Source organism: Thermococcus sp. PK (genome assembly GCF_000430485.1).
GTDB lineage: Archaea > Methanobacteriota_B > Thermococci > Thermococcales > Thermococcaceae > Thermococcus_A > Thermococcus_A bergensis.
This window is the reverse complement of the sequence record NZ_KE387150.1, coordinates 340,294-363,062: the sequence shown is the minus strand read 5'-3', so window position 1 is coordinate 363,062 and position 22,769 is coordinate 340,294. Positions and strand designations below refer to the sequence as shown.

The following is a 22,769-nucleotide window of genomic DNA, read 5'->3' as shown; positions in this document are numbered from 1 at the left end:
ACGCTGGTTCAGGACTTTAAAAGAAAGAACAAAGCGTTTCTGGAATAATTTCAGGGCTAGAGACTGGAGGAGGGTTCACAGGTTTGTTTTTCTGTTTGCGTTCTGGTATAATTTTGTTAGGTTTCATTCTCGGTTTGGTTGTCCGCCTGGTGATGTGACTGAGTGGCTTCAAGAGGTGATGCCCCAGTTATCCTGACAGTATCTCTTTCTCTGATGCAGTTTTTTCAAATTTAACCAGAACATCGGCATATGCCAGATTAAGCTCTTGTAAAATTAAAATTCCGATAATCTGAAGGTACCCCCTCTCCTGTAAGAACAAACGCCTTCTCCTAACTGTTGTTGCGGAGACGTTAAGTCTTTTAGCCATCTCAGTGTCACTCATTCGCCCATTTTCTCTAAGCAGAAAGTATATCTTGAAGTCTAAGTCGTCTAAAACTCCCCCAAAGGCTTTTCTCCAGAAGTTGAGTTCATCATTGCTTATTGGATAGCGGAATCTTTCATTCATTTAACCACCTCCCTAATACCTAACGTTAGAATCAACTTGAAGGGATAAATCTTTAACTCTAGTGTTGAACTTTGTATCATGTTGATAATAGACGCCGCAATATTCATTCAAGGGGTTGATGTTGAAGGTGTCACAACTCCAAAGGTGCTTGAAGAAGTTAAAGACCCGGAATCTAAGTTATTTGTCGAAAGTCTGATTAGTGCGGGCAAGGTTAGGGTAATGGTTCCCTCAAAGGAGAGTGTAGAAGCTGTTAAAAAGAAAGCCCTTGAGACTGGGGAGCTGGGAGAACTCAGCGAAGCGGATATCGAGATACTTGCCTTAGCTTATGAGCTTAAGGGGGAGATATTTACCGACGACTACAACCTCCAGAACATCGCAACCTTCATGGGTCTAAGATTTAGAACACTGAAGCGGGGCATAAAAAAAATTATAAAATGGCGTTACGTTTGCATTGGGTGCGGGAAGAAGTTCGAAACCCAGCCCCCTGATAACCTCTGTCCTGACTGCGGAAGTAAAGTCAGGTTACTCCCCAAAAAGAAGAGAAAAAAGCGTCAGCGCTCATAGGGTTCTTCATCAATCCGCCTAAGTTCCTCATCATCCGCTGTTATGGTTTTTGCCCAAAAAGATAAAAAGGCTTCGATGGGAAAATTAACCCCTAAGAGTTGCTATTAATCTTTTTTCGTTTAGCAGAAGATTAATTGCGTCTTTAACGTCCTTAACCACTATATCGCTGGCAAGCAATGCCTCGACGCTGGCTCCTTCATCTCCTATTACGCATATGGCAAGTTCAGCATTCTCAAGCATTCTGACGTCGTTGTTGCCGTTGCCAACACCAATGTAGGGTTCATACTCAAGAGCCTTCTGAAGTTTCTCGTTACCATTATTGACTTTCTCCACTTTAATTTTCATCCCTTTGAACTCCTCTTCAAGGGTTCCAAACGTATCGGAGCTTAGAACAACTACCCTGTATTTTTCACTCAGTTTGTCTAAAAGCTCTTTTATCTCTTCACTAACCTTTCCTTCAACGCCGAGCGTTCCATTTAAGTCAAAAACAACAGTCTTTGCATTAATTCTTCCATAGTTTGGAATCTCCATTTTGTTCACCTGAGAACATTTAGCAAAAATGCTTAAAATCTTGCCCCCAATATCGAAGAGGTGAGACAGTGTGAGGATTGCATGGGGGATCAGCGGCGCCGGTCATTTGCTTCTAGAAAGCGTTGAAGTACTCGAAAAGTTAAGGGAAAGGCATGAGATTAAGATATTTCTCTCTTCAGCAGGAGAAGAAGTTGCCAGAATGTATGGTGTCCTCGAAAGAATAGGAAGCTTCCCTCTCGTTAGGGAATCCAAACAGGGGCATTCGTTTCCCTCTTGCGGTTCGTTCAACTTGGGCAAGTTTGACGTCTTTGTAATCTCCCCTGCGACTTCAAACACGGTTGCAAAGATAAGACTAGGCATAGCGGACTCTTTGCTCTCATGCTGTGCATCCCAAGCCCTGAAGAGCAGAGTCCCTCTGATGATAGTCCCGACAGATTCCAAGCCAGTGGTGGAAACCAAAGCCCCCAATGGGGAGACCTTTAAGATTTACCCGCGCAAAATTGACCTTGAACACCTAGAAGCGTTGAGAGAGGAGGGTGTACTAGTCCTTGAGCATCCTTACGATGTGGAAAAGGCCTTGGAGCAGTTTTATGGGCATAGGTAGAATTTCCGTCTTTTGTTACTCTGCATTTCCATTTCGTTAATTGTATCGTATGCTTGTCCCATCCCCTTATGCCAAAGTTTAATAATGTCAAGACATCAAACATAGACGCGGTGATTGAAGGTGAAGATAGTACGCTTTGGTGTCTCGATGCCAGAGGATTTGCTGGAGAAGTTTGATGCTATCATCGAAGAAAAGGGATATGCTAACAGAAGTGAGGCTATTAGGGATTTGGTGAGGGACTTCATAGTCAGGCATGAATGGGAAGAGGGGGACAAAGAGGTCGCCGGAACCATAACAATTGTTTACAACCATGATGAGGCAGATGTCGTGAAAGAGCTCCTTGATATGCAGCATGACTATGTAAATGAAATTATCTCGAGCCTTCACGTCCATATGGACGAGCACAACTGCCTTGAGGTCATTGTCGTTAAGGGGAAAGCCAGCGTGGTAAAGAGAATAGCCGAAAGGCTGATTAGCTTAAAAGGTGTAAAGCACGGGAAGCTCGTCATGACCACCACAGGCAAAGAGCTGGTATGAAAAAACTTATAAATTCCTCTTTTATCAACACACTTGGGTGTGTGCCGGGGTAGCCTAGCTCGGTAGGGCGGCGGACTCGTAATCCGCAGGTCCCGGGTTCAAATCCCGGTCCCGGCTCCATATATTCGTTTCTACGTTGGTTGTGATAACTTTAATTATGTTTTGAGCCTATACGGGCACGGTATAGTGATGAAGTCGAACCCGATTACGGGGTTACTGAAATCTCTCTTAAAACTGACTTCAGTATACCAATTGAAGCATGGTTTGTTGGGGAAGGTGTTAGAACAATGTCTAACTAGAGAGTTTTTAGAGAAAGAAACAAAGCTCGGAAGTTATCTCCTCCGGTGCTCTTGAGGAGAATAAATTTACAAAAACTATCAACTAGTTTTTGGGGAAAGAGTTAGTTTTTTGCCAGTATTTCCAAATCGGAGCTAATTGGGGGGGTTTAAAAAGTGGACTTTTAGATGGACGTCTAATTGTTTTATTAGCATAAAATAAAATGTGTTACTTCAACTCTCAAACTTTAGCGTGATTTTTTACTTTTATATATTGTTATTGTAATTAAAATTTATTGTAACCATATCTTATAATATTATTTAGAACTATAAATAATGAAACTTTTACATAGAATAAAAATTACGTAATAAAAAAGTAATCTTTTGATAATTTTTACTAACTAATGTTGTATTAAGTATACACCCTTATAGTAATGCCCGTACAACGTGTGATTCACATTACCTGGGGCTGTTTCATAGGTAGTGATAAATGGAACTTTTGAATTCTTTTGTTTTCCGTAATTTTTAAATAGTCTCTAATTATACTTCCTTGTGGTGAAGCAGTTCCCAGAATGTGGGGTTTGTCAAGCCCGAATGGGGACTGTCGAGAGCCTTGAAGATGTGGGGAGTCTCCGTTCCCCCCGAAAGCCAGCCAATGAAGACGGGAGGCTGGAAGCCTACCCGTTACGAAATTAACACCCTACACACACTTTACGGGTAGGCAGAACGGCTTAAAAAGCAAGAGAAATGGATAGTACTCCGCAATCATCGGGAGTAGGAATGCTCTTTGTTTGACTTTTCTTTTTTCTCCGTAATCATTTTATACATCGATTTCTTAGAGTTGTTTGGGGATTTGCAATGAAGGACGTAGATAGGATTTTAGAGGAACTGGGCGCGGATAAGTTTGTTAGGTCGGTTCATCAGTACAGAACTGGGAATTTCAAGTATCTCTTATTGATTCCAAAAAAGAGGGGGGTGCTTTTGAGAAGGTTCGCAGGGTTGCTGGGGAGATTGGGCGTAGATTAAGTGCCAGGGTTGCTGTTTGTGACCCTGCTTTGTTTGAGGATCCGGACACGAAGTTTGCTGTTGAGTTTCTATTGTACTCGGGTCTCCATCTTCACCCGGAGGGCTTTGATTTTGATGAATTGGAAAATGAGCTCTTCGACTTTGGTGAGCTGTTTGAGGAGTATGAGATGATGCCCCCTTCTGAGCTCGCTGATGTGGTGTATTTGGGTTTGATGGGAGTTGATAACGAAAGGTTGGCAGACTCCTTAGGCGTGCAGTTGGAGAATATAAGGAAGACTAAGAAGCTTTTGAAGGAGTACTTGGCATCGTATGGGTATGTGTACTAGTTTCAGCTAGAGATGCTATCCCAGTGGGGTTGTTTTTTGTTTTCGCTTTTATACGATATTCTCGTGTTCTCAAAGGGGTTGCATTATAAAATGGAACTACTGAATGTTCGTTTTTGTGCAAAGATTTTGGATATAATGTGCCTTATATCTAAAATGATTGTATAATAATGAGCACAGAAATGTTGATGCAATACCGAAAACTAAAGAATACACGGCGAATATATGGGTTGTTGAATTTTGATACGCACCATGTGCCAAGTTTTCATCTCAGGCCGAAAGTAAAATTAAGTTATTACCACCTTCGATCGTAATAGGAAAAATTGATAATGAGCCCGGCTTATATGGGGACAACTTCCCAATCTTTGTGAACCTATGAGATCGACATGAGGATATCTTAAGCCATATTTCCAATTTATACAACTTTGTATCGTAAAAAATGTGGATTTTATAATACTTACAATAGTAATTTTAGTTATTTTATAAAAAGTGTTTATTTTTTATTTGATATCATGTTAACAGAAGATAAATATATCTTTGTATTTTTCATTAAATGTGATTTTGTAAATATAGTAGATATGCCTAATAGTAAAAAATTCGAGTAAAAGTTGAGAGATAAATTGACACTCAGAGCCAAAAATTACTTCCTAATATAGTAAAAACTTCCAGAGGGTATTTATATCATGAGGTATTACAAACTTCGAGGGAGGAATATGGAAAATACTCAAATATTCGTGTGTCCATTTTGCGGCTACAAAGCGAGAAGTCTGGAAGAGCTAAAGCAGCATATTCTTGAAAAGCATACACTAAATAGAGAAGATGTGCGGGGAATTAGCTTTATTCAAAAACATTAAAAGCATTCTCTCCACGTTATCCACGGTGATGTCCCATGTTCAAAATAGTTGAAAGGAAAATAAGATGGCATAAAGACTTTGACAGTTCCCACTTCTTGGATCTACCATATGAGAGCAAATGTCTCAGAATTCATGGGCATACATATAATGTTGAAGTTGAGATATGGGGCGAACTGAACGAAAACGGTATGATATTTGACTTTAACCACCTTGGGAATCTCGTAAAGCTTCTTGATCACAAAATACTTGTCAGCGAAGATTGGGTAACTAGTAAGGAAGAAGGTTATGTAATGGTAGATAAAAATGGTAAACACTTAAAGCTTCCCCAAAATGAAGTTGTGGTTCTCAACAAACCAAATGTAACGGCGGAGTGCATTGCAGAGTGGTTTGCCGAGAGAGTAGTAGAAAAAGCAGGAAAAAATGTGAGAAAGATCAGAGTAAGGATTTGGGAGGATCCAAGGAGCTATGCTGAGATTACCCTTGAACGCTGAATGAATTCTCACCTAAAAAGTTAAATTGTGACAAATCTAATAACTTGAAAGGTGATATACCATGAGGTTTTCGAGAGGGAGAAACTTTCTGTTTAGAATCCCAGAAGGGAAGGAGTTTTTGTATGCTTTAAATGAGTTTGCAAAAAAGCACAACATATTAATTGGAACTGTCAGCGCAATTGGAACTCTCAGAAATCCAAAAATAGGTTATTTTGAAGAGGAGAAGAAGCAATACAAGGTCATTCAGCTCGAAGGCACATACGAGCTGGTATCTGCACTGGGTAATATAAGCATAAAGGACAATGAGCCCTTTGTCCATGTTCATGTGAGCTTGGGCGATAGGGAGGGGAAGCTTTTTGGTGGCCATTTAATTGAAGGAGAGGTCTTTGTTGCGGAAGTTTATATCCAAGAGCTTCTTGGGGAACCACTAGTGAGAAAGCCTCAAGAGAATGGCTTAGCCTTATGGGATGAAGAGGATTAAAATGCGGCAACTTAATCTTTGTTTATCCCATTCAATAACTCATCGTAGTTTCTTTTTATTGGCGGGAAAAATATTTATACATTCCACATAAATATGCATAGGTGGGAGAATGAAGCCGATTATTGGAATTGTAGCTTCATTTGATTGGGAAGCTGGAACCTTCACAATAAACGACACGTATGTAAGAAGAATTAAAAAAGCAGGTGGGATTCCCGTTGCAATTCCACCACTTCTGGAAATAACTGATGTTATCGAGGCAATAGATGGACTCATAATACCAGAAGGCCCAGATATACATCCAAGATATTATGGGGACACTCTCTCTGATAAGATTGAGTGGCTTGATATTCAAAGGGACGAATTTGAGCTTACCCTAATTAAAGCAGCCTTAGAGAGAGATTTGCCGATGCTGGGAATAGGTAGGGGCGCACAAGCAATAAACGTTGCCTTGGGAGGAAGCCTATACCAAGATGTGAGTGAAATCCCAAGGGCTATGAGGCATAACTGGCTTAAAAACGGTAAGTTTTTGGTGAGCCCCGCTGTAAAGGTTCATGACGTAAGAATAAAGACGGATTCTCTTCTCTTTGAGGTACTCAAGGAAAACTTGAGTGTTGAGTCTACAAGCGAAGTTTTTATAGAGGTGAACAGCTTCCATCATCAAGCTATTAAGAAGCTTGGAGACAATATAAAGCCCGTGGCCTATGCAGAGGATGGTATAATAGAAGCGATTGAAGTGGAAGGGAAGTTCGCGATAGGTGTTCAGTGGTGGGCTGAGTACCTTGATGAGATGGAGCCTCTGTTCAAAGCTCTCGTGGAGAAAGCTCTGGAGTACAAAAAGAAAAAGCTTGGCCTCTTAGATCCCGAGAAAAATTCAATGGACCTTTCGGTGCAAGAGTTATAACATCAAATGAGAGCCATCACAAGTTGGATAAGAGTAGTAACCTTCCCTGCAGGAGCCAAAGGTTATACCCTTTGCTTCTATCTTCTTTCTTGCCTCCTCTAGAATCTTGAGCCTTATTTCTTTGGGAAGATAATAATAGCCACCTATCTTTTCACCTTTTTTGTAAAGGGGTGTGAGCTTTTTCATTAGTTCTGGAAACTTTGCCTCCATTCTCTTCCATGAATCCGGTCGAAGTTTTAAGGTTGATACCGTTATATGTGAGACAAAACTTAACGCATCGAGAGTCTCATCAAAATCTTCCCATGTGTAAAATGGTATTATTGGGTCAATTCTAGCATAAGCAGGGATGCCTTCTTTCTTTGCTTTTTTCAAAGCTTTAATTCTTTCTTTTGGTGAAGGTGCATTTGGTTCGAGGAGTCTTGCTTTTTCTTCATCTATTGTTGTAACGGTAATCCCAATGGCACATTTTAGATTTTTCAAAATGTCCAAGTCTCTTTCAAATAGGCTTGACTTAGTTAAGATTAAACAGGGGACCTCGTATCTCTTGAAGAGTTCAAGCACCTTTCGAGTTATCTTCATCTTCTCATCTATTCTTGGATATGGGTCAGAAGAATAAGAGAGTGCCACTAGAGGCTTCTCTTTAAACTTTCGGAGTTCTTTTTCCAGGCTTGTGAGGAGATTTTCTTTTATCCTTACTCTGAAGGCATTGGGGATGTAAGAGGTTATGTAGCAGTAAACACATGCATGGTCACAGCCGGTATAAACGTTAAGAGTATACTTAAACGGGCATGTGCAGAGCATTGACTTCCAGGGATCAAAAGGTCTTATGTACATATACCTTAGGTTTACAAAATACATTTAAAACTTTCCTGCTATTGTAGGTTGGTGGTTCTATGAAGGGAAAAGTCAAGTGGCTAGGGGATTCTAAGTTTGAAGCTCTAACTGAAGAAGGCGGAAAGATACTCTTTGGAGAGAATGGCATTTCACCGATGAAAACGCTCCTCCTCAGTGTGGCTGGTTGTACTGCAATTGACGTTGTGATGATTCTTCAAAAGATGCGCGAGCCCATTGAAGACTTAGAGGTTGAAATAAGTGGAGAAAGGCGGGAGGAGCATCCAAGAATTTATACTAAAGTTCACATCCACTACAGAATTTATGGGGATGTAAAAGAAGAAAAGGCAAAAAGGGCTATAGAACTCAGCCAAAATACCTATTGTTCAGCGAGTGCCCATCTAAAGCTCAGTGGAACTGAAGTAACTTATTCCTATGAGATTATTAAGGAAAAAGTTTAAGTCCTTTCTCTCTAACATGTTTTTGGTGATTTTAATGAGAGGAGAACTTATTAGGGTTTTGAGTGCAGTTGAAGAAAAAGCTAACGAGCTCAAAATGGATGGATTTGAGCCCGATTTGGTGCTCTTTGGGAAAGAGGCTTACGAGTTTTTAAAAGAGCAAGTAAACGAGGAATTTGGTGGAGAAGATTCTGTTTCCGAGATATCTGGACTTAAAGTCAAGGTTGTTGAGGAATTTGGAAAGGATGCTGTTGTTATTGACTCAAAAGTTCTCGGCATGGGGCTTGGAGGGGCGAAGAGGATTAAAATAATCAAAGATTGAGGGAATAATCGCTCAAAATTAGCAGACTTAGAGAAATTGCCATTATATCTGCTAGACTGCCAGGATTTCTTAGATCTCTCTTTTCCCTTAGAAATTTATCAAATTCTTCAAGGCTGAGCTTTCCATCGAGGCATTCTTTCGCCTTCTTCTGAACAAGCTTTGCTTCTTTAATCCCTGCTTTTCTTATAATTAACGTATCCAAGTTGTTAGAGAGAAGTTCAAGAAATACCTTGATGGTAGCTTCCTCAAGTGAAAAAGCGAAGCTAAGTTCTTTGAGTCTGTAAAAGGTGGAGTAGCTAAGCTGATATCCGGTAAGCCATTCTTTAAAAATTAACTCTCTCTCGCTTGAAATCTCAGCAAGCTTTTTTAGGTTTATTTTATCCCTTATGAGCTCATCAAAAGAAGAATCATCGTAAACGTCATACTTTACTCCCTTTTTAACTCCCTTTGGGTTTGCCGTCCTTATTGCTTTGTAAAACTCTATGCTGTCATATGGGTTAGAGGCTGAGATGAGAAGCTTAACTTTTTCTCGGGCCAGTTCAATGTTATTTGCCCACCCAAGTGCCATTGTAAGGGGAATTGCAAGAGTTATTATTCCAAAGTTGGGATTTGAGTTTTGGGCTTTTTTGGAGTTTTCAACGGCTTTTTTTATAAGTTCTCCTAGCTTTGCTTCTTCCGGCTGAAGTTTTCCCTCTCTTATGAGCTCCCCTCTATGGGCGGCTTCAAAAAGAACATCTATAACGGCGGTATGCGCAAAAAGAAAATGGTACAGAGTAAGGTCTTCAAAGTCTCTATACCTGTTTACGTTGCCCGGCTTGGGTACTGCAACTTCGAGCAGAGAGCCAAGGGTAAAAGCCTTGACCACTCCCCACTTGTCCATACCCATCATTCTACGACTATTTTTCCAATGAAGTTTTTGACTATCAGTTTTAATGTTTTCTCCCCTGTTTCAAAGTCCTTGTTTATGGTGGTTGAAGTCAGAGAGCCTTCAATCATGGGGACAACATTAACGTCGTCTGGAATAGAGATGTTAATCTCTCCGCTTCCCCGGTAGACTTCAATTTGAGAGCAGTATTCCTCGTCTTCTGGGCATCTTTCCAGCTCCACTTCCATGTCCCCGATGAAGTTTCTTGCAACAAGTGAGCTGAATGTCCCTGAGATAGTGATATCACCAACGACGTTGTCGAAGGTAAGCAAAGAAGTGTCTAGATCAATATTGATGTCACCAACTGTGTTCCTTAAGGCTAAAGACTTTACGGCGTTATCTCCGACTCTTATCAAGAGTCTTCCGTTTTTGTAGTCCTCACAATCGAGACATGAGATTACCAAGGTTTCGCCTTCTTCTATCTTCACCGGCAGGTTGCTGAGGACTTCTATCCCATCTGTTCCCTGCTCTACCGTTATTTCTGCGGCAATGTTCTCGATTAGTATCTCCGAGGAGTTAAATTTTCCGAGTGTAGTTATTTCTCCGGCATCCCTGGAGGAAAATCTCCATGAATAATATGCACCAGGGGTTACGAGGAATAATGCCAGATACAGAACAAAGGCCAGTGCCAAGGATGTTCTTACCGTTTTGTTCTTGACTAGTACATAAAGCCCTGCAACAATAAGTACTACTCCCCAGAACGCCCTTTTGATGTAGGGGGCATATGGAAGAAGATAGTCGTACACCTCTGGTCTGATGCTTTTTAAAAGGATTAACAGGCCCAAAAAGGTTAAAAAGACTCCAAGAAGCTTTTTCATTTCTCATCCCCTCGCTATCAGGTATAGGCCGAATAAGAGGATAAGCAATGCAACTATCTCCCTCAGTCCGAAGATTGGAAACGGTATGAAAACCTTTAAGAGGAGCACTGCCCCTAAAAGGACAAGAGCGATTCCAAAAAGCTTTGTGTCGTCTTTTTTCTCTACTTTTGGAGCTTTTTTAGTCAGTTCTTCAACTTTTTCTCCGGCCTCTTCAATTAGCTTTTCGATCTTTTCTGGAATTTTCTCTGCAGTTACTCCTTCTTCCTCTTCTTCGGGCATAACTATAGCCATTAGGAAATACGCCAGGATGAAAACTGGTTCAACGAGGCAGAGAAGGATGAAGAGTACCCTCACTATAGTTGGATCAACGTCGATATATTCGGCTATTCCTCCAAGAACTCCCAAAAATATTTTATTCTTTTTACTCCTCTTGAGCCTCTTTTCCACTTAACTCACCTCCATTTTCAGGTTCCTCCGGTATTACAATAGCTAAAAGAAGGTATAGCAATATTGCAGTTCCCACACTTCCTAGGAGCAGGATTATAAAAAGTATCCTGACAAGGGTAGGGTCCACGTTAAAGTATTCCCCTAATCCCCCACAAACTCCGAAGAGTATTCTGTTCTTTTTACTTCTGTAGAGCCTCCTTTCCATGTAAGCCCCTCCTTTGCTATAGCTATTTATGATTGTGCATTCACCTATATAATTTTAATCTTCTACGAGTGTAGTGTCACTACGAGTTTCAATGGTCAAAAGGAAAACTGCTGTTGCCCATCCTTGAACAGAAAGAGCTTTATACCAGTCCACCAACAATTTTTAGGTGAACCTAATGAGCAAACTTATACTAATAAGACATGGTGAAAGTCTGTGGAATAAGCTAAACCTTTTTACAGGCTGGGTTGATGTGCCTTTGAGCGAAAGGGGAATTGAGGAAGCTTTAAATGCTGGGGAACTTCTAAAAGAGTGGAAGATAGATGTGGTATTTACCTCAGAACTTGTCAGAGCAATCCAGACTGCAATGCTCGTTATGAGCAAAAACACCTCCGGCGTTCCGAAGATAGAGCACGAAAACGGAAAAATGAAAGACTGGGGAATAGTATACGGAGAACACGGGAAAAATTACGTCCCCGTTTATAAGTCGTGGCATCTCAATGAGCGTTATTATGGTAAACTGCAAGGTTTTAACAAAGATGAGGCAAAGAAAATTTATGGTGAAGAGCAGGTTTTATTGTGGAGAAGGAGCTATGATGTTGCCCCGCCGGGAGGGGAAAGCCTTAAGGACACTGCTGAGAGGACAATTCCTTATTTTAAAGAAAAGATAATCCCGGAGCTTGAAAAGGGGAAAAACGTACTTGTCTCTGCCCATGGAAACAGCTTACGCTCAATAGTTATGCACATAGAAAAGCTAACTAAAGAGCAGGTTTTGAAGCTTAACATCCCTACTGGAGTGCCGCTTGTTTATGAATATTCCGAAGGAAAACTTGAAAGGATGGGCTATCTCTATGAGTGGGGCTATGATAAGAGCCTTCACATAGAATAAAAGGGGAGAAGAAGGCGATCGTGATCAGATTATTTCAACTTCAAAGCTCACCACGTCTTTTCCTAATTTCCCTCTCGCTATTTCAAGGGCTTTCTCTACCTTGCTAACCACAACTATCTCCTCTTCGGGAATGGAATTCCTCTTGTAGTAGACTATTCTCGCGAGCATGCTTTTCACCTCTTGTATCACTTTGAGTGATAATACAGGGATACCAAATCTTGATGATTGTAAACCTATTTATAAGCCTTTCTGCACTAATTTGTTCGTCAATGAACAGAAAAGATTTAAAGTGATAGGGAAAAGAAGCACTTATGCGGAGCCTTTTTATAAAACGTGTACATTTGAAGGAAATTCTAACCACGGCTAGAGAGAGCAACATTGAAATATGCGGGTTTTTGATAGGGACGATGAAAGGGGAAGATGCCTTTGTGGACTACGTAGTCTTTGCAGAGAACCGGTTGAATTCCCCAGTAAAGTTTGAGATAGGCCCTTTGGAAACGCTCAAAGTTCTTGAAAAAGCCGAAAAAGAGGGGAAGGAAATAGTTGGGATATTTCACTCCCACCTTAATTGTCCCCCATATCCCTCTCCCAGGGATTTGAAAGGCATGGACTTGTGGAGAAACGCATGGCTGATAGTAAATAACATTGGAGAATATAGGGCGTTTGTTCTCGAAAACGGTCAAATAAAAGAAATTAAGGTCGAGGTGGTTTAGTCTTCGATTATAATCTCTATTTTCCTCCCATCTTTGTATCCTTTCATGGCGGAGAGCATGCCTTTAATGGTCTTTTCAACAAGCTCCTGAACCCAGTCTTTCATTGGGAGCTCCTTTCCGTCTATTCTAACGGTTACCTTTGGCTTTGAGCTCAATACGACGCAATCCTCTGTGCTCCTTTCGCCCTTTACTATGAGTTTTGCCATTTCATAGCAGTTGAGCCCGCACTGTCCGCAGTTGATGTTTGGCAGCATAAAAGCTTTCTCTTCCACTAAATCGGCCAGCTTTTCTGGGTTTTCGAGGGGGTTTATTACCTCAAGTCCATCGACACTTTTGGCTTTGCTTGAGATAACACCACTAACGGCTATCGCAAGCCCATCGTTCAGGGTCTTTACCTCATCTTCGCTTTTCGCACATATTACTTTGGGCAGGTGCTTGGCATCTTTGAAGCCCTCAAGAAGAAGGAAATCAACCTCTGGCATTGTGGAGAATAGGGCATTTAAGTCCTTTGCCTCAAAAAGGAGGGCATCTGTGTCTTGAGCTCTCACAATTACATAATCAGCTACTCTTTTTAATTTCCAAGTGTCACTGTCCTTTCTATCAAAGTTCGTGTGCATGCTCTTTGCTATTCCCACTTTGTACCCTCTTTTCTTGAGCTCTCTTGCGACTCTCTCTACCGTGGTTGTCTTCCCGCTCTTTTTAAACCCTACAAACGCAACTGCCCTCATTTTTATCACTCTAAGAGCATTATCCAGTTTATGTCATCTATCTTTACCACCAAGGCTTTCCCCCGGTTGCCCACCACATCGGCAACGTTCTCTAAGACTATTACTTCCTCATCAAAATCCTTCAGCACGCCGGTAAAGGAGTGATCCCCACCAACAGCCAGTGCTATGCGTTTACCTTTCCAAGCTTCCAGGGTTTTATCCAGCAAAAGCAGTTTTTCTTCACTCATGTTCCCACCTATACAAAAAGACTATAAATGACTTTTAGCCTTTTCCATCTGGTGGTCATATGAGGTTGGTCACAAAGAATGAAGTCGTAAAGGAAGCCTTCTTAAACGAGCTTAAGAGGGAAGGAATCAGGTTTGCTGTTATGGAAAGACTTGGGTATGAGGCATTTATTGGCTACATGATTGAAGGGACGCTGGAGGAGATAAACAACACCATAAGCTCTTTTGAAGGTGAGGAAAAGGAGATTCTTCTTGAGGGCTTTCTCACGTTTAAGGAGCAGATAAACCATGCCCTTGAGCACCTTAAAGAGGGTGAGGGAATAGAGCATCTCCTTCAAGAGGGCTACTGGATGGGAGACGTTCTTGACCAGCTGTTTAAAAACGATGCGGTTGCTGTTGAGGGGAACAGGGCAAAGCTAAAGGATGGCATTGATGTCACAAAGCTCAAATTCCAGTTCAGGTTCCCATATCAAATTGCAAAAAACCTTGAGAAAATTGAGCAGATAGCGAAGCAGTTTGCATTTGTTGACCTTGTCCCCGAATACGAGATAGAGATTAGGGAGCTTGAAATAGGAAAAATCAACAGGGCTATGCACATAGCCGCGAAGTACTTTGAAGAAGAGATGGTTATGGGTGTCTATTTCGCCCTCATCTCAAGGGGAATAGTGGCCGGTGAGATACTAAATGCTATTGGCAACGAGAAAGTCCCCAAAGATGAACTGGCAAGGGCTTTCCTCAAGGCAATGCCCATGGAGATACCCACTGAAAAGGGTACCATGGTAATAAACGTGACTAATGAGAGAGCATTTGAAGAGATTTTGAAAATGCTGGAAAAGGAGGGGCGAATAGACATAAAGGGTGGAAAGATCAGGAAGTTGAAGTAGAGCCCTCTGAAGGCAGCAGTACTAAGCCCAGGAGCATTAAAATACCTCCAACTCTGCTGGTTAGAATGAGGGCAATTATTGCCGGGACTAAAAGCTTGTCTTTTGCTTTTTTGTATTCTTTGTTTTCAATGAGCTCAACACACTCTTCGGTTCTTTTGAATATCCAGTAACCGAGGATAGCGAATGGTATTGCGAACAAAATCCCTACTACCGTAAGCAAAAGGAGAACTGCTATGAGGATGGCTCTATGATACTTAAAATCCCACCAACTTTGATAAGGGTCTTAGCCATCTCCACATCGGCCATGTAACCACCATAAATAGTAAGAAAAAAGACCTTTAAAAGATTTTCCAGATTTCGTCTGTTTCTGGTCTTTTTAGTGGGGTCTCCTTTCCATCTTTCACAAGAACCTTTGTATTCTTGTCTTCCAGGAACTCTCCAACTATTGCCGCCTCAATGCCCTCTTTTTGTATTGCGTTCACGATTTTTTCGGCTTTCTCCTTTGGTGCCGCGATTAAGAGAGAGCCTGAGCTTATCAGAGCAAGGGGGTCTAAGTTGAAGTATTCACACAGCTTTCTGGTCTCTTCTGCTATGGGAATCCTATCGTGGTAAACCTTAAATCCCAGTCCAGCGGCGTCTGCCATCTCGTGGAATCCGTTGGCTATTCCTCCCTCTGTGGGGTCATGCATGGCATGAACCCCAATTTCTGCAGCGATTAATGCCTCTTTTACCACACTGATTTTCTCCAAGAAGCGTTTGGCATTCTCAACAAGCTCTTCCCCAAAGACATTTTTCAGCTCTTCTTCTCTTTCGCTTGCTATAATCGCTGTCCCCTCAATTCCAGCGCCTTTGGTCAATATTATGACATCTCCCGCCTTTGCACCGTTTGACCGCACAAGTTTTTCCTTTTTGACTTCGCCAAGCATTGTTCCAATGACTATAGGCCTGTTTAGTCCAATCGTCACTTCTGTATGACCTCCGACTATTGAAATGCCAAGCTTTTCAGCACTCCTATGCATGTCTTCCATTATTTCCTTGAGGAGGTTCTCATCGGCATTTTCCGGCAACAGGATTGTTGCTAAGAACCATCTTGGCTTAGCTCCAAACGTTGCAACGTCGTTTGCGTTCACGTTTATTGCGTAAAAGCCTATATGCTTCTCCGCCCCCGTTATGGGATCGCTTGATGCAACGAGAACATTCTCCCCAAAGTCGATTGCAGCCGCATCAATGCCCACACCAGATTTTATTATAACTCTCTCATCTTCAACCCCTAGAAGATTGAAGACAATTTTTTCAAGCACTTCTGGAGGAACTTTTCCCGGAAGCATTTTTCATCCCCATCAAAGTGAGACAGAAAAGATAAAAAGATTGCTGAGGAGGGTGTTAAACAAGCTTCTTTTCCTTCAGCACTTTTTCCATTCTGTCCATTGCTTCCTCAAGCTTTTCATACGCTGTGGCGTAGCTTATCCTCACATAGCCTTCTCCAGCCTGCCCAAATGCGCTTCCAGGAACTACAACAACTTTTGCTTCTTTTATCATCAGCTCACTGAACTCCTTGCTGCTCAAACCGGTATCTTTAATTCTTGGGAAGATGTAAAAAGCTCCCTTTGGCTTAACCGTTGGCAGACCCATCTCGTTCAGCCTCTTCCAAACAAGGTTTCTCCTTCTCTCGTATTCTTTACGCATCTCCTCTACCGCTTGCCAGCTTCTTTCGTCCCTTAGGGCTTTTGCAGCCGCATACTGGATAAAGGTTACGGGGCAAGTTGCATTGTACATTTGGAAGCGAACCATTTTTTCCACAACCCATTCTGGGGCAGCTAAAAAGCCCAAGCGCCAGCCGGTCATTGCGAAAGTTTTTGAGAACCCGTTCATGGTTATTGTCCTCTCAAACATTCCGTCCAGAGAAGCAATGCTGTAGTTTTTGACCCCATCGTAGACAAAATACTCATAAACTTCATCGCTTAAGATCATTAGATCGTGCTCAACTGCAAAGTCCGCTATCTCTTCGAGGTCTTTCTTCGTTAATACTGCTCCCGTGGGATTGTTTGGAGTGTTTATTATCAAAGCCCTTGTTTTTGGGGTCACGTATTTTTCGAGCTCATCGACACTTAGGCGGAACTCGTTTTCCTCATAAGTGGGAACCTCAACGGGCTTTCCTCCCGCTAGAATAACTGCAGGGGCGTAGCTAACGAACATTGGGGAGGGAATGAGAACTTCCTCGTTGTCCCTTAAGAAGGCTGCAAGTCCCATTAGAATCTGCTGGTTAGTGCCAACTGTTATCATTATTTGGGTTTTTGGATCTGCGTCAATTCCATTATGCTTTTTGAACTTCTCTGCAACTGCCTCTCTAAACTCCAAAATCCCTATATTTGGACTATAGTGCGTTAGTCCCTTATCAAGGGCTTCCTTTGCGTATTCCTTTATGTGTTCTGGCGTGTCAAAGTCTGGCTCTCCAATTCCAAGTGAGATTATTCCCTCAATGCCTTGGGCAAGGTCAAAAAGCTTTCTTATTTCAGAAGGGTTCACCATTTCAAGCCTATCGCTCAGCGCCATAATCTTCACCAGTAGGATTTCTCCTTGATGTTTATAATTTTACCGACATGAAATATTTGGCAACGATGAATAGAATAGCTCACTGATATACAACAAAGTTCTCCAAAACAAGGGCATCGAGCTTGGCTTTTTTGAAAGTTTTCAGGGCATCCTCTGGAGAGCAAACTATCGGCTCCCCATGCATGTTAAAGCTCGTGTTTAGAACCATGCCAACGCCCGTTTCTGCTTCAAAGTGTTTTATTATGTTGTAATAGCGTGGATTGTCCTCTCTAAGTAGGGTTTGTGGCCTTGTTGTCCTGTCCACATGCACAACTGCCGGGGCTTCATTGGCCATTTTTTCAGTTGCCTTGTAGCTCATTGTCATGAACTTGTTTGGATAAGGCTCCTCGAGGTAGTCCTCAATTCTCTCCTCCAGCATTGAAGGGGCAAACGGCTGGAAGACGTCTCTGTTCAATGCTACGTTGAGCTTTTTTACAACATATTTGCTTCTTGGGTCTGCGAGGATGGAGCGGTTGCCTAGGGCTCTTGGACCGTATTCCATTCTTCCTTGGAAAAAGCCCACCATTTTGCCTTCAAGAAGCATTTCTGCAACAACTCCCTCTACGTCTTCACGATATTCAAATTTCAGACTCTCTGCCCTTAAGAGGGCTTCAATTTCGCTCTCATCGTAGGAAGGCCCCAAGTAAACATGCTCAAGCTTAAAGGGCTTCCATTTCCTATCGAGCCTTTCGAACTGGGCTTTGACGAAGGCTGCGGCACCAAAAGCTAATCCAGAATCATCCATTGCTGGAAATATCCATAGATCGGGGAAATATTTTCGCAGCACGGCATTTGCCTTGACGTTTTGTGCAACTCCTCCGGCGTAGGCAAGTTTTAAGTTATAACTTTTAAGTTTTAACCCAAGCTCATCGATAATCTTTTCAAGATGCGCTTGAGCAGAGGCGGCTATCTCTATTGCTTTCTTTTGTACTTCTCCGTCCAAATTACCTTTTTTCATCTGCTGGGCGATTTCTTTAGCCCTCGAGAGGGGATACCCTAAGAGTTCGGCGAGCTTTTTCGTTGCCTCAACTCCAACCACCTTCAGCCTGTTCTCAAAGGTTAAACCGTTAAGCTCTATTATGTGTGAGAGGTCATAAGTTGGCTTACCATAGGCTGCCAGGCTCATGACCTTTCCTTCATGTCTCATAGGCTTGAAGCCCAGAAGCTCCGTAACTGAAGCATAAAAGTCCCCAAGAGAGTCTAAATAGGTGCTCTGAGCTATTCTTATCATCTCGCCATCTCTTGCCACATAAATGGAAGAGCTTAGTCCATCTCCCGCAGCATCTATGCTTAACGCCAGTGCCTCTCTCCAGCCAGAGGTAAAGTAGGATGAGGATGCATGAGCAAGGTGGTGCTCAACAAAAAGAACTCTCTTCTTGAAGTCTTCACCGAATATTGATTTGAGGTTTTTCTCAAGTTCTAACAACCTTGACTGCTTCCTGAAAATGCCTGCCACCGCTATTACCTCTACCTCTTCCGGACGCACTTCTCCCATCTCTAGGACTTTCTTTATGCTCAACTCTGGAAATCCGCGGTACTTCTTTATCCTATTTAGTCTTTCTTCATTTACGGCGTAGAGCTCTTCTCCCTTGAAAAGCACCGCTCCTGCGTCGTGTCCATCGTGCACTCCAAGTATGATCATGTGTTGGAGTTGAATGGAGGATTTTTAAACATAACTTCGGAATGCAACACTGGGGAGTCAAAATGCGGGCAGAAGTCAAGGGGTTTATTGATAGGGGCACGTATAGAAAAGCACCTCTGTTTGAAGGTGAACTCCCTGAGGGGAGCTACACCCAGATAGTCGAAATAAAGCCAAAGCAGACCGTTCCAAAGCATTATCATGAGAAGCAGTACGAGCTCTTTTACATAATCAGCGGTGAGGCAAAGCTGGGTATTGGGGAAAAGGAATACGAAGCCAAACCAGGGGACATCTACCTTGTAAAACCAAAGACAGTTCACTGGGTCGTAAACGAAAGGGAGGAACCATTTAGGCTCTTCGTTGTTAAGCTGAACTACTTTGGAGAAGACAGTGTCTGGCTGGGTGATTAACATGGGAAGAGTAAGGAAGGAAAAGGCAGAAATGTTCCCCCTATCTCCGGAATCATGGTACCTTGTGGTTTATTTTAATGAAAAACTTGAGTACCTTTACATACCCTCATCCAATAAACCAGACTTAGAAAGACTTGGATATCTTCTGGCGGCTTTTAAGCTGTTCAATATCCCTTATTTGCTTTTTGGAGTTCATGGGGAGGATATTTTTGAGCTTAGGGATGATTTCGAAGAAAGATTGAAAGAAGAGTTTGGTGTGAATATTGATGAGAACGTCCTTGCCAAAGAATTTAAGAGCTCACTTAGGAACATCGAGAATTTAAAGACATTTTACGAAAAGCTCGGGTTTTTTGAAGACCTTGAGGAGCTTGAAGATCTAAGAAGGCTGTATGAGGAGTACCTGAAAAAGAGGAGAAAATGAACAGTTAAACGAAAAATTCTTTAAATCTTCTTTTTATCTAAGAGCATGAACATTTACGAAATGCTTGCTTTAATAGGTACTGGACTACTCCTTCGGAGGATAATAAAATCTGAGAAGCCTTTTGCTCACTTGAATAAGTTTGCATCCCAGGTGCTTTTAACATTCTATGTCTTTTCAAACGTTGCCTCGAAGGATATCGCCTATTTGATGGAGATTAAGGTTGTTTTTCTGTATGTCTTTTTGGTTATTGCCCTCAGTCTTGGAGCGTCTTTCCTCTATGCGAGGGTTTTTGTAGAGGATAAAAAGTGGCAGGGGGCGTTGATGATACTCTCGACGTATCCAAACACAGTCGCAATGGGTTTCCCGATAGCGAGCCTGTTTTTAGATGATTTAACTCCAGCGATTATCTACGCAAGCACAAACACCTTAATAGTCCTCCCCTTAGTTACTTTCATAGCCGCGCATTATTCGAGCGGAAAAGCCTCGCTTAGAGAAAGCATCATAAGGGCGCTTAAGTTTCCGCCCACCAGTGCCAATGTACTTGCCCTCATCCTTGTGCTGCTCGGGATTAAGCTTCCCTCGCAACTGCTGGGCGTGATGAACAAAATTGGCTGGTGGAGCATTCCTGCCATTCTAATATACTTCGGCTCTCGTATAAACCTCCAGAAATTTGAATGGAGGAAGCTTCTTGAGGTGGGGACGTTTAGAATAGTCATACCCTTCGTTTTCGTGGTTTTAACCCTAAAAACAAGCCCTGAAATATTCTATGCGGTGCTGGTTGAGGCATCGATGCCCCCAGCAATAATGGCAAATACCATTTTAGCCCACTACAGGCTTAGAGAGGAGGAAGGGATAGGGGCTACAGTTGTACTAACGATAGCGGTTTTGATACTGTTTTTGGTGCTCAGAGCTTTTGTTTAGACTTTCGTGTTCTTAGAGGGATTTTTGACGTTAGCATCTTGTATGGAGAATAACCAAAAACAAACAAAAACGGTTAAAAATCTGGAAACTTAATACGGCAGTTCAAGAACAAGAATAGACTTCCCATACTCTCTTATCCTTGCTGTCTTTCCGGAGTATTCAAGGGCGTCAATTATGTCTGCTTTTCTTGGGAATCTGTGGAATTCTTTAGTTAGCTTTTCAAAGAACTCCCAAGCGGCTATGTGCTCAAAGTTTTCCCTGAATGGTTCTACTATTATCAGCTTCCCACCTTCATCAACAAAATCAAGCGCCTTTGCTACAGTCCAGTAGATCTCTGGAATGTACTCGAGAACAAAACTCATTATCACAACATCATATTTTCGCTTGGGGATTATGTGTCTTATTTCGGCCTCCTTTAAATGTACCCAATCCATTCCGAGAGTCTTTATGTTTCTCCGGGCGATACTCAAAAGTCTTGGGGAAAAATCGACACCTACATATTCGCCATTTGGGCCCACATATCTTCCGAGCTCTACTGGAGAAACTGAACCACATCCCAGGTCAAGAACCCTGATGCCATCTTTGAGATTGCCTATTTTGGCTATTATCTTTCGGTACAGATTATTGAGCGGGTTCGAAAGTCGAGTGTTCCAGAAGTCCGCATCCTTATCAAAATCCATCGTCACCTTGGGATTTTCAAACGACGAGAACGCATAAGTTGCCATTTCGACAATCCTGTCTTGTAATTGGATCCATTCTGGAATTACATCACTCAACCTGTCGTATTTAATGAGAAACGTCCTTAGGAATTTCCTGTTGCGCACCCTGTTTTCGTTGACCTCGATAATGCCGAGGTCATAGTATGTGCTGAGAAGTGATTTCAAGTAAGGCCTATTTGGAACATCTATCGAATTTAAGAGCTCCTCGAGGGTTGTGGCTTTACCAGTATTTCTAAAGATTCCCAACTCAAGACCCATTTTTACTACGTTAAAAAAAGAGAACTCGATTAGGGTTTCCAGATTGAAGTCAAATTTTTCTATTTGATTTTCCATTTTTGTCACCTCGCATGAATTGGGTGTGGATACCATTTGGGATTTACAAATCTTCCTGTATTCGATTAATCTGCAGTATCTAAGACTATCCTGGTTCCATCACTAACAAACCCCGGATCAGCAGCACTTCTTTGTAATGACCACAACATATGGGGGTCAACTACCGACCACACTGCCCTCATTCCTCCTAGAAGAAGCGGTAATATTAACACTGGGTACTATAATGGTAGTTATAATATTTAAGATTTTTGGCTTTGTTGGGCGTGTTTATAGTAACCTTTATTAGGGTTTTTGCTGAATTCTTTCGGGTGGTTGTCGTGATCCCCAGATGGGATCACAGACTCAAAGACCCTGAAAGCGTGGCATTCGCAATTCTTGACGTTTTAGCAGACTTCGAATCAGAAGGAAAGCTGAAGAACCTGCCAAAATCCAAAAAATTTCCAGTAAAAACAATACTGGCAATACTCCTCTTTAAACAATACTACAACCTACCCCTCAGAGACGCCCAGCACTACGGCAGAAAATTCTTCGGAGCAAACATTCACTACTCAACCCTCCACAACTGGGAGAAAAAGCTGAACCTCGAAGAACTGACAAACCACCTCCTGAAAAAACTCCAGAAATTACCCTACGCCAGCACTCAAGCAGACTCAACCATTATCACAAATAAAAAAAGGGCAGGATAGAAGTTCAGGCAATAACGAGAATCCTGCCGGGTTTACTGTATCCGGTTGCTGTGAAGATCACAACTTCTGAGAACGAGCTGATTGAACTCCTGCCGGGGGGTTCTGGGAATTTTTATGCTGATGGGGCTTATGATTCAAAGAAAGTTCTGAACACTGTGGTGGAAAAGGGTTATCGGCCGATTGTTAAGAAAACTAAGAACGCTCCAGGTGGTTTTGGTAGTAAGAAGAGAGACAGAGTGTTTTCTGAAGAAGAGTACAGGCATAGGAATCCTCATGAGGGGTTCTGGGGTGCGTTTACAACGTGGTTTGGCAGTAGGATCCCCTGTTTTCTGAAAAAGACTACTGTAACCCGAATCCTGCTTGGGGTAATGTGTTATGGTCTGAAAATCCTCCTCAGAGTCAAATACTGTTTAAATAACAGGGGGTGAAACTAAACACGCCCTATGGAGGCGAAAAATTTAAAAACAAAGTACAAAGAGGTATATGCGGAAGTGCCGGGGTGGCTCAGCCTGGTC

33 protein-coding genes, 1 tRNA gene and 1 pseudogene are annotated in these 22,769 nt (G+C 42.1%); 20 read left to right on the top strand and 15 right to left on the bottom strand.

Translation table 11 applies throughout. The features are described from left to right. Positions 1-196, top strand: a pseudogene (locus tag THEPK_RS13215) (IS6 family transposase); the annotation flags it as partial. Here THEPK_RS13215 and THEPK_RS10160 read toward each other — a convergent pair. Continuing rightward, complete coding sequence (locus THEPK_RS10160) at positions 188-505, bottom strand: Lrp/AsnC family transcriptional regulator (RefSeq protein WP_052315949.1); 318 nt, start codon at positions 503-505, stop codon at positions 188-190. The pseudogene THEPK_RS13215 and the gene THEPK_RS10160 overlap by 9 nt on opposite strands. 78 nt (positions 506-583) lie before the next feature. On the opposite strand from THEPK_RS10160, the gene THEPK_RS10155 reads away from it, so the two are divergent. Then, the gene (locus tag THEPK_RS10155) at positions 584-1,069 is read left to right on the top strand and encodes a type II toxin-antitoxin system VapC family toxin (protein WP_042701537.1); all 486 of its coding nucleotides are present in this window, start codon (positions 584-586) and stop codon (positions 1,067-1,069) included. 84 nt (positions 1,070-1,153) lie between these two features. Here the strand turns inward: THEPK_RS10155 and THEPK_RS10150 are convergent, their stop codons facing one another. Then, the gene (locus tag THEPK_RS10150) at positions 1,154-1,600 is read right to left on the bottom strand and encodes an HAD family hydrolase (protein WP_042701534.1); all 447 of its coding nucleotides are present in this window, start codon (positions 1,598-1,600) and stop codon (positions 1,154-1,156) included. Between the two features lie 70 nt (positions 1,601-1,670). Between THEPK_RS10150 and THEPK_RS10145 the strand changes: the two genes are divergently transcribed. The 8 genes from THEPK_RS10145 (at position 1,671) to THEPK_RS10115 (ending at position 7,092) form a co-directional block, all read left to right on the top strand. Further along, the gene (locus THEPK_RS10145; protein ID WP_042701531.1) at positions 1,671-2,204 is read left to right on the top strand and encodes a flavoprotein; all 534 of its coding nucleotides are present in this window, start codon (positions 1,671-1,673) and stop codon (positions 2,202-2,204) included. 120 nt (positions 2,205-2,324) lie between these two features. Further along, positions 2,325-2,741: a nickel-responsive transcriptional regulator NikR gene (gene nikR / locus THEPK_RS10140; RefSeq protein WP_042701528.1), complete on the top strand. Its 417-nt coding sequence runs from the start codon at positions 2,325-2,327 to the stop codon at positions 2,739-2,741. Between the two features lie 43 nt (positions 2,742-2,784). Further along, positions 2,785-2,861, top strand: a tRNA-Thr gene (locus tag THEPK_RS10135). A gap of 1,013 nt (positions 2,862-3,874) precedes the next feature. Next, positions 3,875-4,042, top strand: coding sequence for a hypothetical protein (locus tag THEPK_RS13205; RefSeq protein WP_156882186.1), 168 nt, complete (start codon positions 3,875-3,877; stop codon positions 4,040-4,042). Positions 4,043-4,071: 29 nt separating this feature from the next. Further along, on the top strand, positions 4,072-4,368 hold the full coding sequence (locus THEPK_RS10130) for a hypothetical protein (RefSeq protein ID WP_042701524.1): 297 nt from the start codon (positions 4,072-4,074) through the stop codon (positions 4,366-4,368). Between the two features lie 886 nt (positions 4,369-5,254). Further along, positions 5,255-5,710: a 6-carboxytetrahydropterin synthase gene (locus tag THEPK_RS10125; RefSeq protein ID WP_042701521.1), complete on the top strand. Its 456-nt coding sequence runs from the start codon at positions 5,255-5,257 to the stop codon at positions 5,708-5,710. A 61-nt stretch (positions 5,711-5,771) separates the two neighbouring features. Further along, on the top strand, positions 5,772-6,191 hold the full coding sequence (locus tag THEPK_RS10120; protein WP_042701519.1) for a PPC domain-containing DNA-binding protein: 420 nt from the start codon (positions 5,772-5,774) through the stop codon (positions 6,189-6,191). A 109-nt stretch (positions 6,192-6,300) separates the two neighbouring features. After that, a complete protein-coding gene (locus THEPK_RS10115; protein WP_042701516.1) occupies positions 6,301-7,092 on the top strand; it encodes a gamma-glutamyl-gamma-aminobutyrate hydrolase family protein in 792 nt (263 codons plus the stop codon). Here the strand turns inward: THEPK_RS10115 and THEPK_RS10110 are convergent. Next, positions 7,087-7,926, bottom strand: coding sequence for an SPL family radical SAM protein (locus THEPK_RS10110; RefSeq protein ID WP_042702268.1), 840 nt, complete (start codon positions 7,924-7,926; stop codon positions 7,087-7,089). The genes THEPK_RS10115 and THEPK_RS10110 overlap by 6 nt on opposite strands. Before the next feature lie 59 nt (positions 7,927-7,985). Between THEPK_RS10110 and THEPK_RS10105 the strand changes: the two genes are divergently transcribed. Both THEPK_RS10105 and THEPK_RS10100 read left to right on the top strand, forming a co-directional pair. Then, the gene (locus tag THEPK_RS10105) at positions 7,986-8,384 is read left to right on the top strand and encodes an OsmC family protein (RefSeq protein WP_042701513.1); all 399 of its coding nucleotides are present in this window, start codon (positions 7,986-7,988) and stop codon (positions 8,382-8,384) included. Positions 8,385-8,418: 34 nt separating this feature from the next. Then, on the top strand, positions 8,419-8,703 hold the full coding sequence (locus THEPK_RS10100; protein ID WP_042701510.1) for a family 4A encapsulin nanocompartment shell protein: 285 nt from the start codon (positions 8,419-8,421) through the stop codon (positions 8,701-8,703). Here THEPK_RS10100 and THEPK_RS10095 read toward each other — a convergent pair. From THEPK_RS10095 to THEPK_RS10080, 4 genes are read right to left on the bottom strand one after another with little or no spacing between them, the layout of a single operon-like run. After that, on the bottom strand, positions 8,693-9,592 hold the full coding sequence (locus THEPK_RS10095) for a triphosphoribosyl-dephospho-CoA synthase (RefSeq protein WP_083965078.1): 900 nt from the start codon (positions 9,590-9,592) through the stop codon (positions 8,693-8,695). The two genes, THEPK_RS10100 and THEPK_RS10095, sit on opposite strands and share 11 nt — an antisense overlap. Beyond that, on the bottom strand, positions 9,589-10,446 hold the full coding sequence (locus tag THEPK_RS10090) for a DUF4097 family beta strand repeat-containing protein (protein ID WP_042701505.1): 858 nt from the start codon (positions 10,444-10,446) through the stop codon (positions 9,589-9,591). Before THEPK_RS10090 ends, THEPK_RS10095 begins: the two co-directional genes overlap by 4 nt. A 3-nt stretch (positions 10,447-10,449) precedes the next feature. Continuing rightward, on the bottom strand, positions 10,450-10,893 hold the full coding sequence (locus tag THEPK_RS10085; RefSeq protein WP_042701501.1) for a PspC domain-containing protein: 444 nt from the start codon (positions 10,891-10,893) through the stop codon (positions 10,450-10,452). Next, entirely contained in the window at positions 10,868-11,098 is a 231-nt protein-coding gene (locus THEPK_RS10080) for a PspC domain-containing protein (RefSeq protein WP_042701498.1), read from the bottom strand. Before THEPK_RS10080 ends, THEPK_RS10085 begins: the two co-directional genes overlap by 26 nt. A gap of 175 nt (positions 11,099-11,273) precedes the next feature. Between THEPK_RS10080 and THEPK_RS10075 the strand changes: the two genes are divergently transcribed. Further along, positions 11,274-11,984, top strand: coding sequence for a 2,3-bisphosphoglycerate-dependent phosphoglycerate mutase (locus tag THEPK_RS10075; RefSeq protein WP_042701496.1), 711 nt, complete (start codon positions 11,274-11,276; stop codon positions 11,982-11,984). Between the two features lie 24 nt (positions 11,985-12,008). On the opposite strand, the gene THEPK_RS13465 is transcribed toward THEPK_RS10075, so the two are convergent. Next, the gene (locus THEPK_RS13465) at positions 12,009-12,152 is read right to left on the bottom strand and encodes a hypothetical protein (RefSeq protein ID WP_198011318.1); all 144 of its coding nucleotides are present in this window, start codon (positions 12,150-12,152) and stop codon (positions 12,009-12,011) included. 143 nt (positions 12,153-12,295) lie between these two features. On the opposite strand from THEPK_RS13465, the gene THEPK_RS10070 reads away from it, so the two are divergent. After that, complete coding sequence (locus tag THEPK_RS10070; RefSeq protein WP_042701494.1) at positions 12,296-12,697, top strand: M67 family metallopeptidase; 402 nt, start codon at positions 12,296-12,298, stop codon at positions 12,695-12,697. Here the strand turns inward: THEPK_RS10070 and mobB are convergent. Next, positions 12,694-13,425 (bottom strand): molybdopterin-guanine dinucleotide biosynthesis protein B, encoded by a 732-nt coding sequence (gene mobB, locus THEPK_RS10065; protein WP_042701491.1) that lies wholly within the window; start codon positions 13,423-13,425, stop codon positions 12,694-12,696. The two genes, THEPK_RS10070 and mobB, sit on opposite strands and share 4 nt — an antisense overlap. Positions 13,426-13,430: 5 nt before the next feature. After that, complete coding sequence (locus THEPK_RS10060; RefSeq protein ID WP_042701488.1) at positions 13,431-13,652, bottom strand: LSm family protein; 222 nt, start codon at positions 13,650-13,652, stop codon at positions 13,431-13,433. A 59-nt stretch (positions 13,653-13,711) separates the two neighbouring features. On the opposite strand from THEPK_RS10060, the gene THEPK_RS10055 reads away from it, so the two are divergent. Further along, positions 13,712-14,533 (top strand): hypothetical protein, encoded by an 822-nt coding sequence (locus THEPK_RS10055; protein WP_042701485.1) that lies wholly within the window; start codon positions 13,712-13,714, stop codon positions 14,531-14,533. Here the strand turns inward: THEPK_RS10055 and THEPK_RS10050 are convergent. The 4 genes from THEPK_RS10050 to THEPK_RS10035 all read right to left on the bottom strand — a co-directional run bounded on the left by THEPK_RS10050 (position 14,517) and on the right by THEPK_RS10035 (position 18,767). Then, complete coding sequence (locus THEPK_RS10050) at positions 14,517-14,753, bottom strand: hypothetical protein (protein WP_232194581.1); 237 nt, start codon at positions 14,751-14,753, stop codon at positions 14,517-14,519. The two genes, THEPK_RS10055 and THEPK_RS10050, sit on opposite strands and share 17 nt — an antisense overlap. A gap of 118 nt (positions 14,754-14,871) precedes the next feature. Continuing rightward, a complete protein-coding gene (locus THEPK_RS10045; protein WP_042701482.1) occupies positions 14,872-15,861 on the bottom strand; it encodes an AIR synthase family protein in 990 nt (329 codons plus the stop codon). A 55-nt stretch (positions 15,862-15,916) separates the two neighbouring features. Further along, positions 15,917-17,086 (bottom strand): pyridoxal phosphate-dependent aminotransferase, encoded by a 1,170-nt coding sequence (locus THEPK_RS10040; RefSeq protein WP_042701479.1) that lies wholly within the window; start codon positions 17,084-17,086, stop codon positions 15,917-15,919. Between the two features lie 79 nt (positions 17,087-17,165). Further along, the gene (locus THEPK_RS10035; protein ID WP_042701477.1) at positions 17,166-18,767 is read right to left on the bottom strand and encodes a carbamoyltransferase family protein; all 1,602 of its coding nucleotides are present in this window, start codon (positions 18,765-18,767) and stop codon (positions 17,166-17,168) included. Positions 18,768-18,829: 62 nt separating this feature from the next. On the opposite strand from THEPK_RS10035, the gene THEPK_RS10030 reads away from it, so the two are divergent. The 3 genes from THEPK_RS10030 to THEPK_RS10020 are packed head-to-tail and all read left to right on the top strand — an operon-like array spanning position 18,830 to position 20,516. Beyond that, positions 18,830-19,174 (top strand): cupin domain-containing protein, encoded by a 345-nt coding sequence (locus THEPK_RS10030; protein WP_042701472.1) that lies wholly within the window; start codon positions 18,830-18,832, stop codon positions 19,172-19,174. A 1-nt stretch (position 19,175) separates the two neighbouring features. Continuing rightward, the gene (locus THEPK_RS10025) at positions 19,176-19,595 is read left to right on the top strand and encodes a hypothetical protein (protein WP_042701469.1); all 420 of its coding nucleotides are present in this window, start codon (positions 19,176-19,178) and stop codon (positions 19,593-19,595) included. Positions 19,596-19,640: 45 nt separating this feature from the next. Then, positions 19,641-20,516, top strand: a complete 876-nt coding sequence (locus tag THEPK_RS10020; RefSeq protein WP_042701466.1) for an AEC family transporter — start codon at positions 19,641-19,643, stop codon at positions 20,514-20,516. An 89-nt stretch (positions 20,517-20,605) separates the two neighbouring features. Here THEPK_RS10020 and THEPK_RS10015 read toward each other — a convergent pair whose 3' ends face one another. After that, the gene (locus tag THEPK_RS10015; RefSeq protein WP_042701465.1) at positions 20,606-21,568 is read right to left on the bottom strand and encodes a class I SAM-dependent methyltransferase; all 963 of its coding nucleotides are present in this window, start codon (positions 21,566-21,568) and stop codon (positions 20,606-20,608) included. A gap of 263 nt (positions 21,569-21,831) precedes the next feature. Here THEPK_RS10015 and THEPK_RS10010 point away from each other — a divergent pair, with 263 nt between their 5' ends. Beyond that, a complete protein-coding gene (locus THEPK_RS10010) occupies positions 21,832-22,254 on the top strand; it encodes a hypothetical protein (RefSeq protein WP_156882076.1) in 423 nt (140 codons plus the stop codon). Positions 22,255-22,304: 50 nt separating this feature from the next. Beyond that, positions 22,305-22,682, top strand: a complete 378-nt coding sequence (locus tag THEPK_RS10005; RefSeq protein ID WP_042696758.1) for a hypothetical protein — start codon at positions 22,305-22,307, stop codon at positions 22,680-22,682. Positions 22,683-22,769 lie beyond the last annotated feature (87 nt).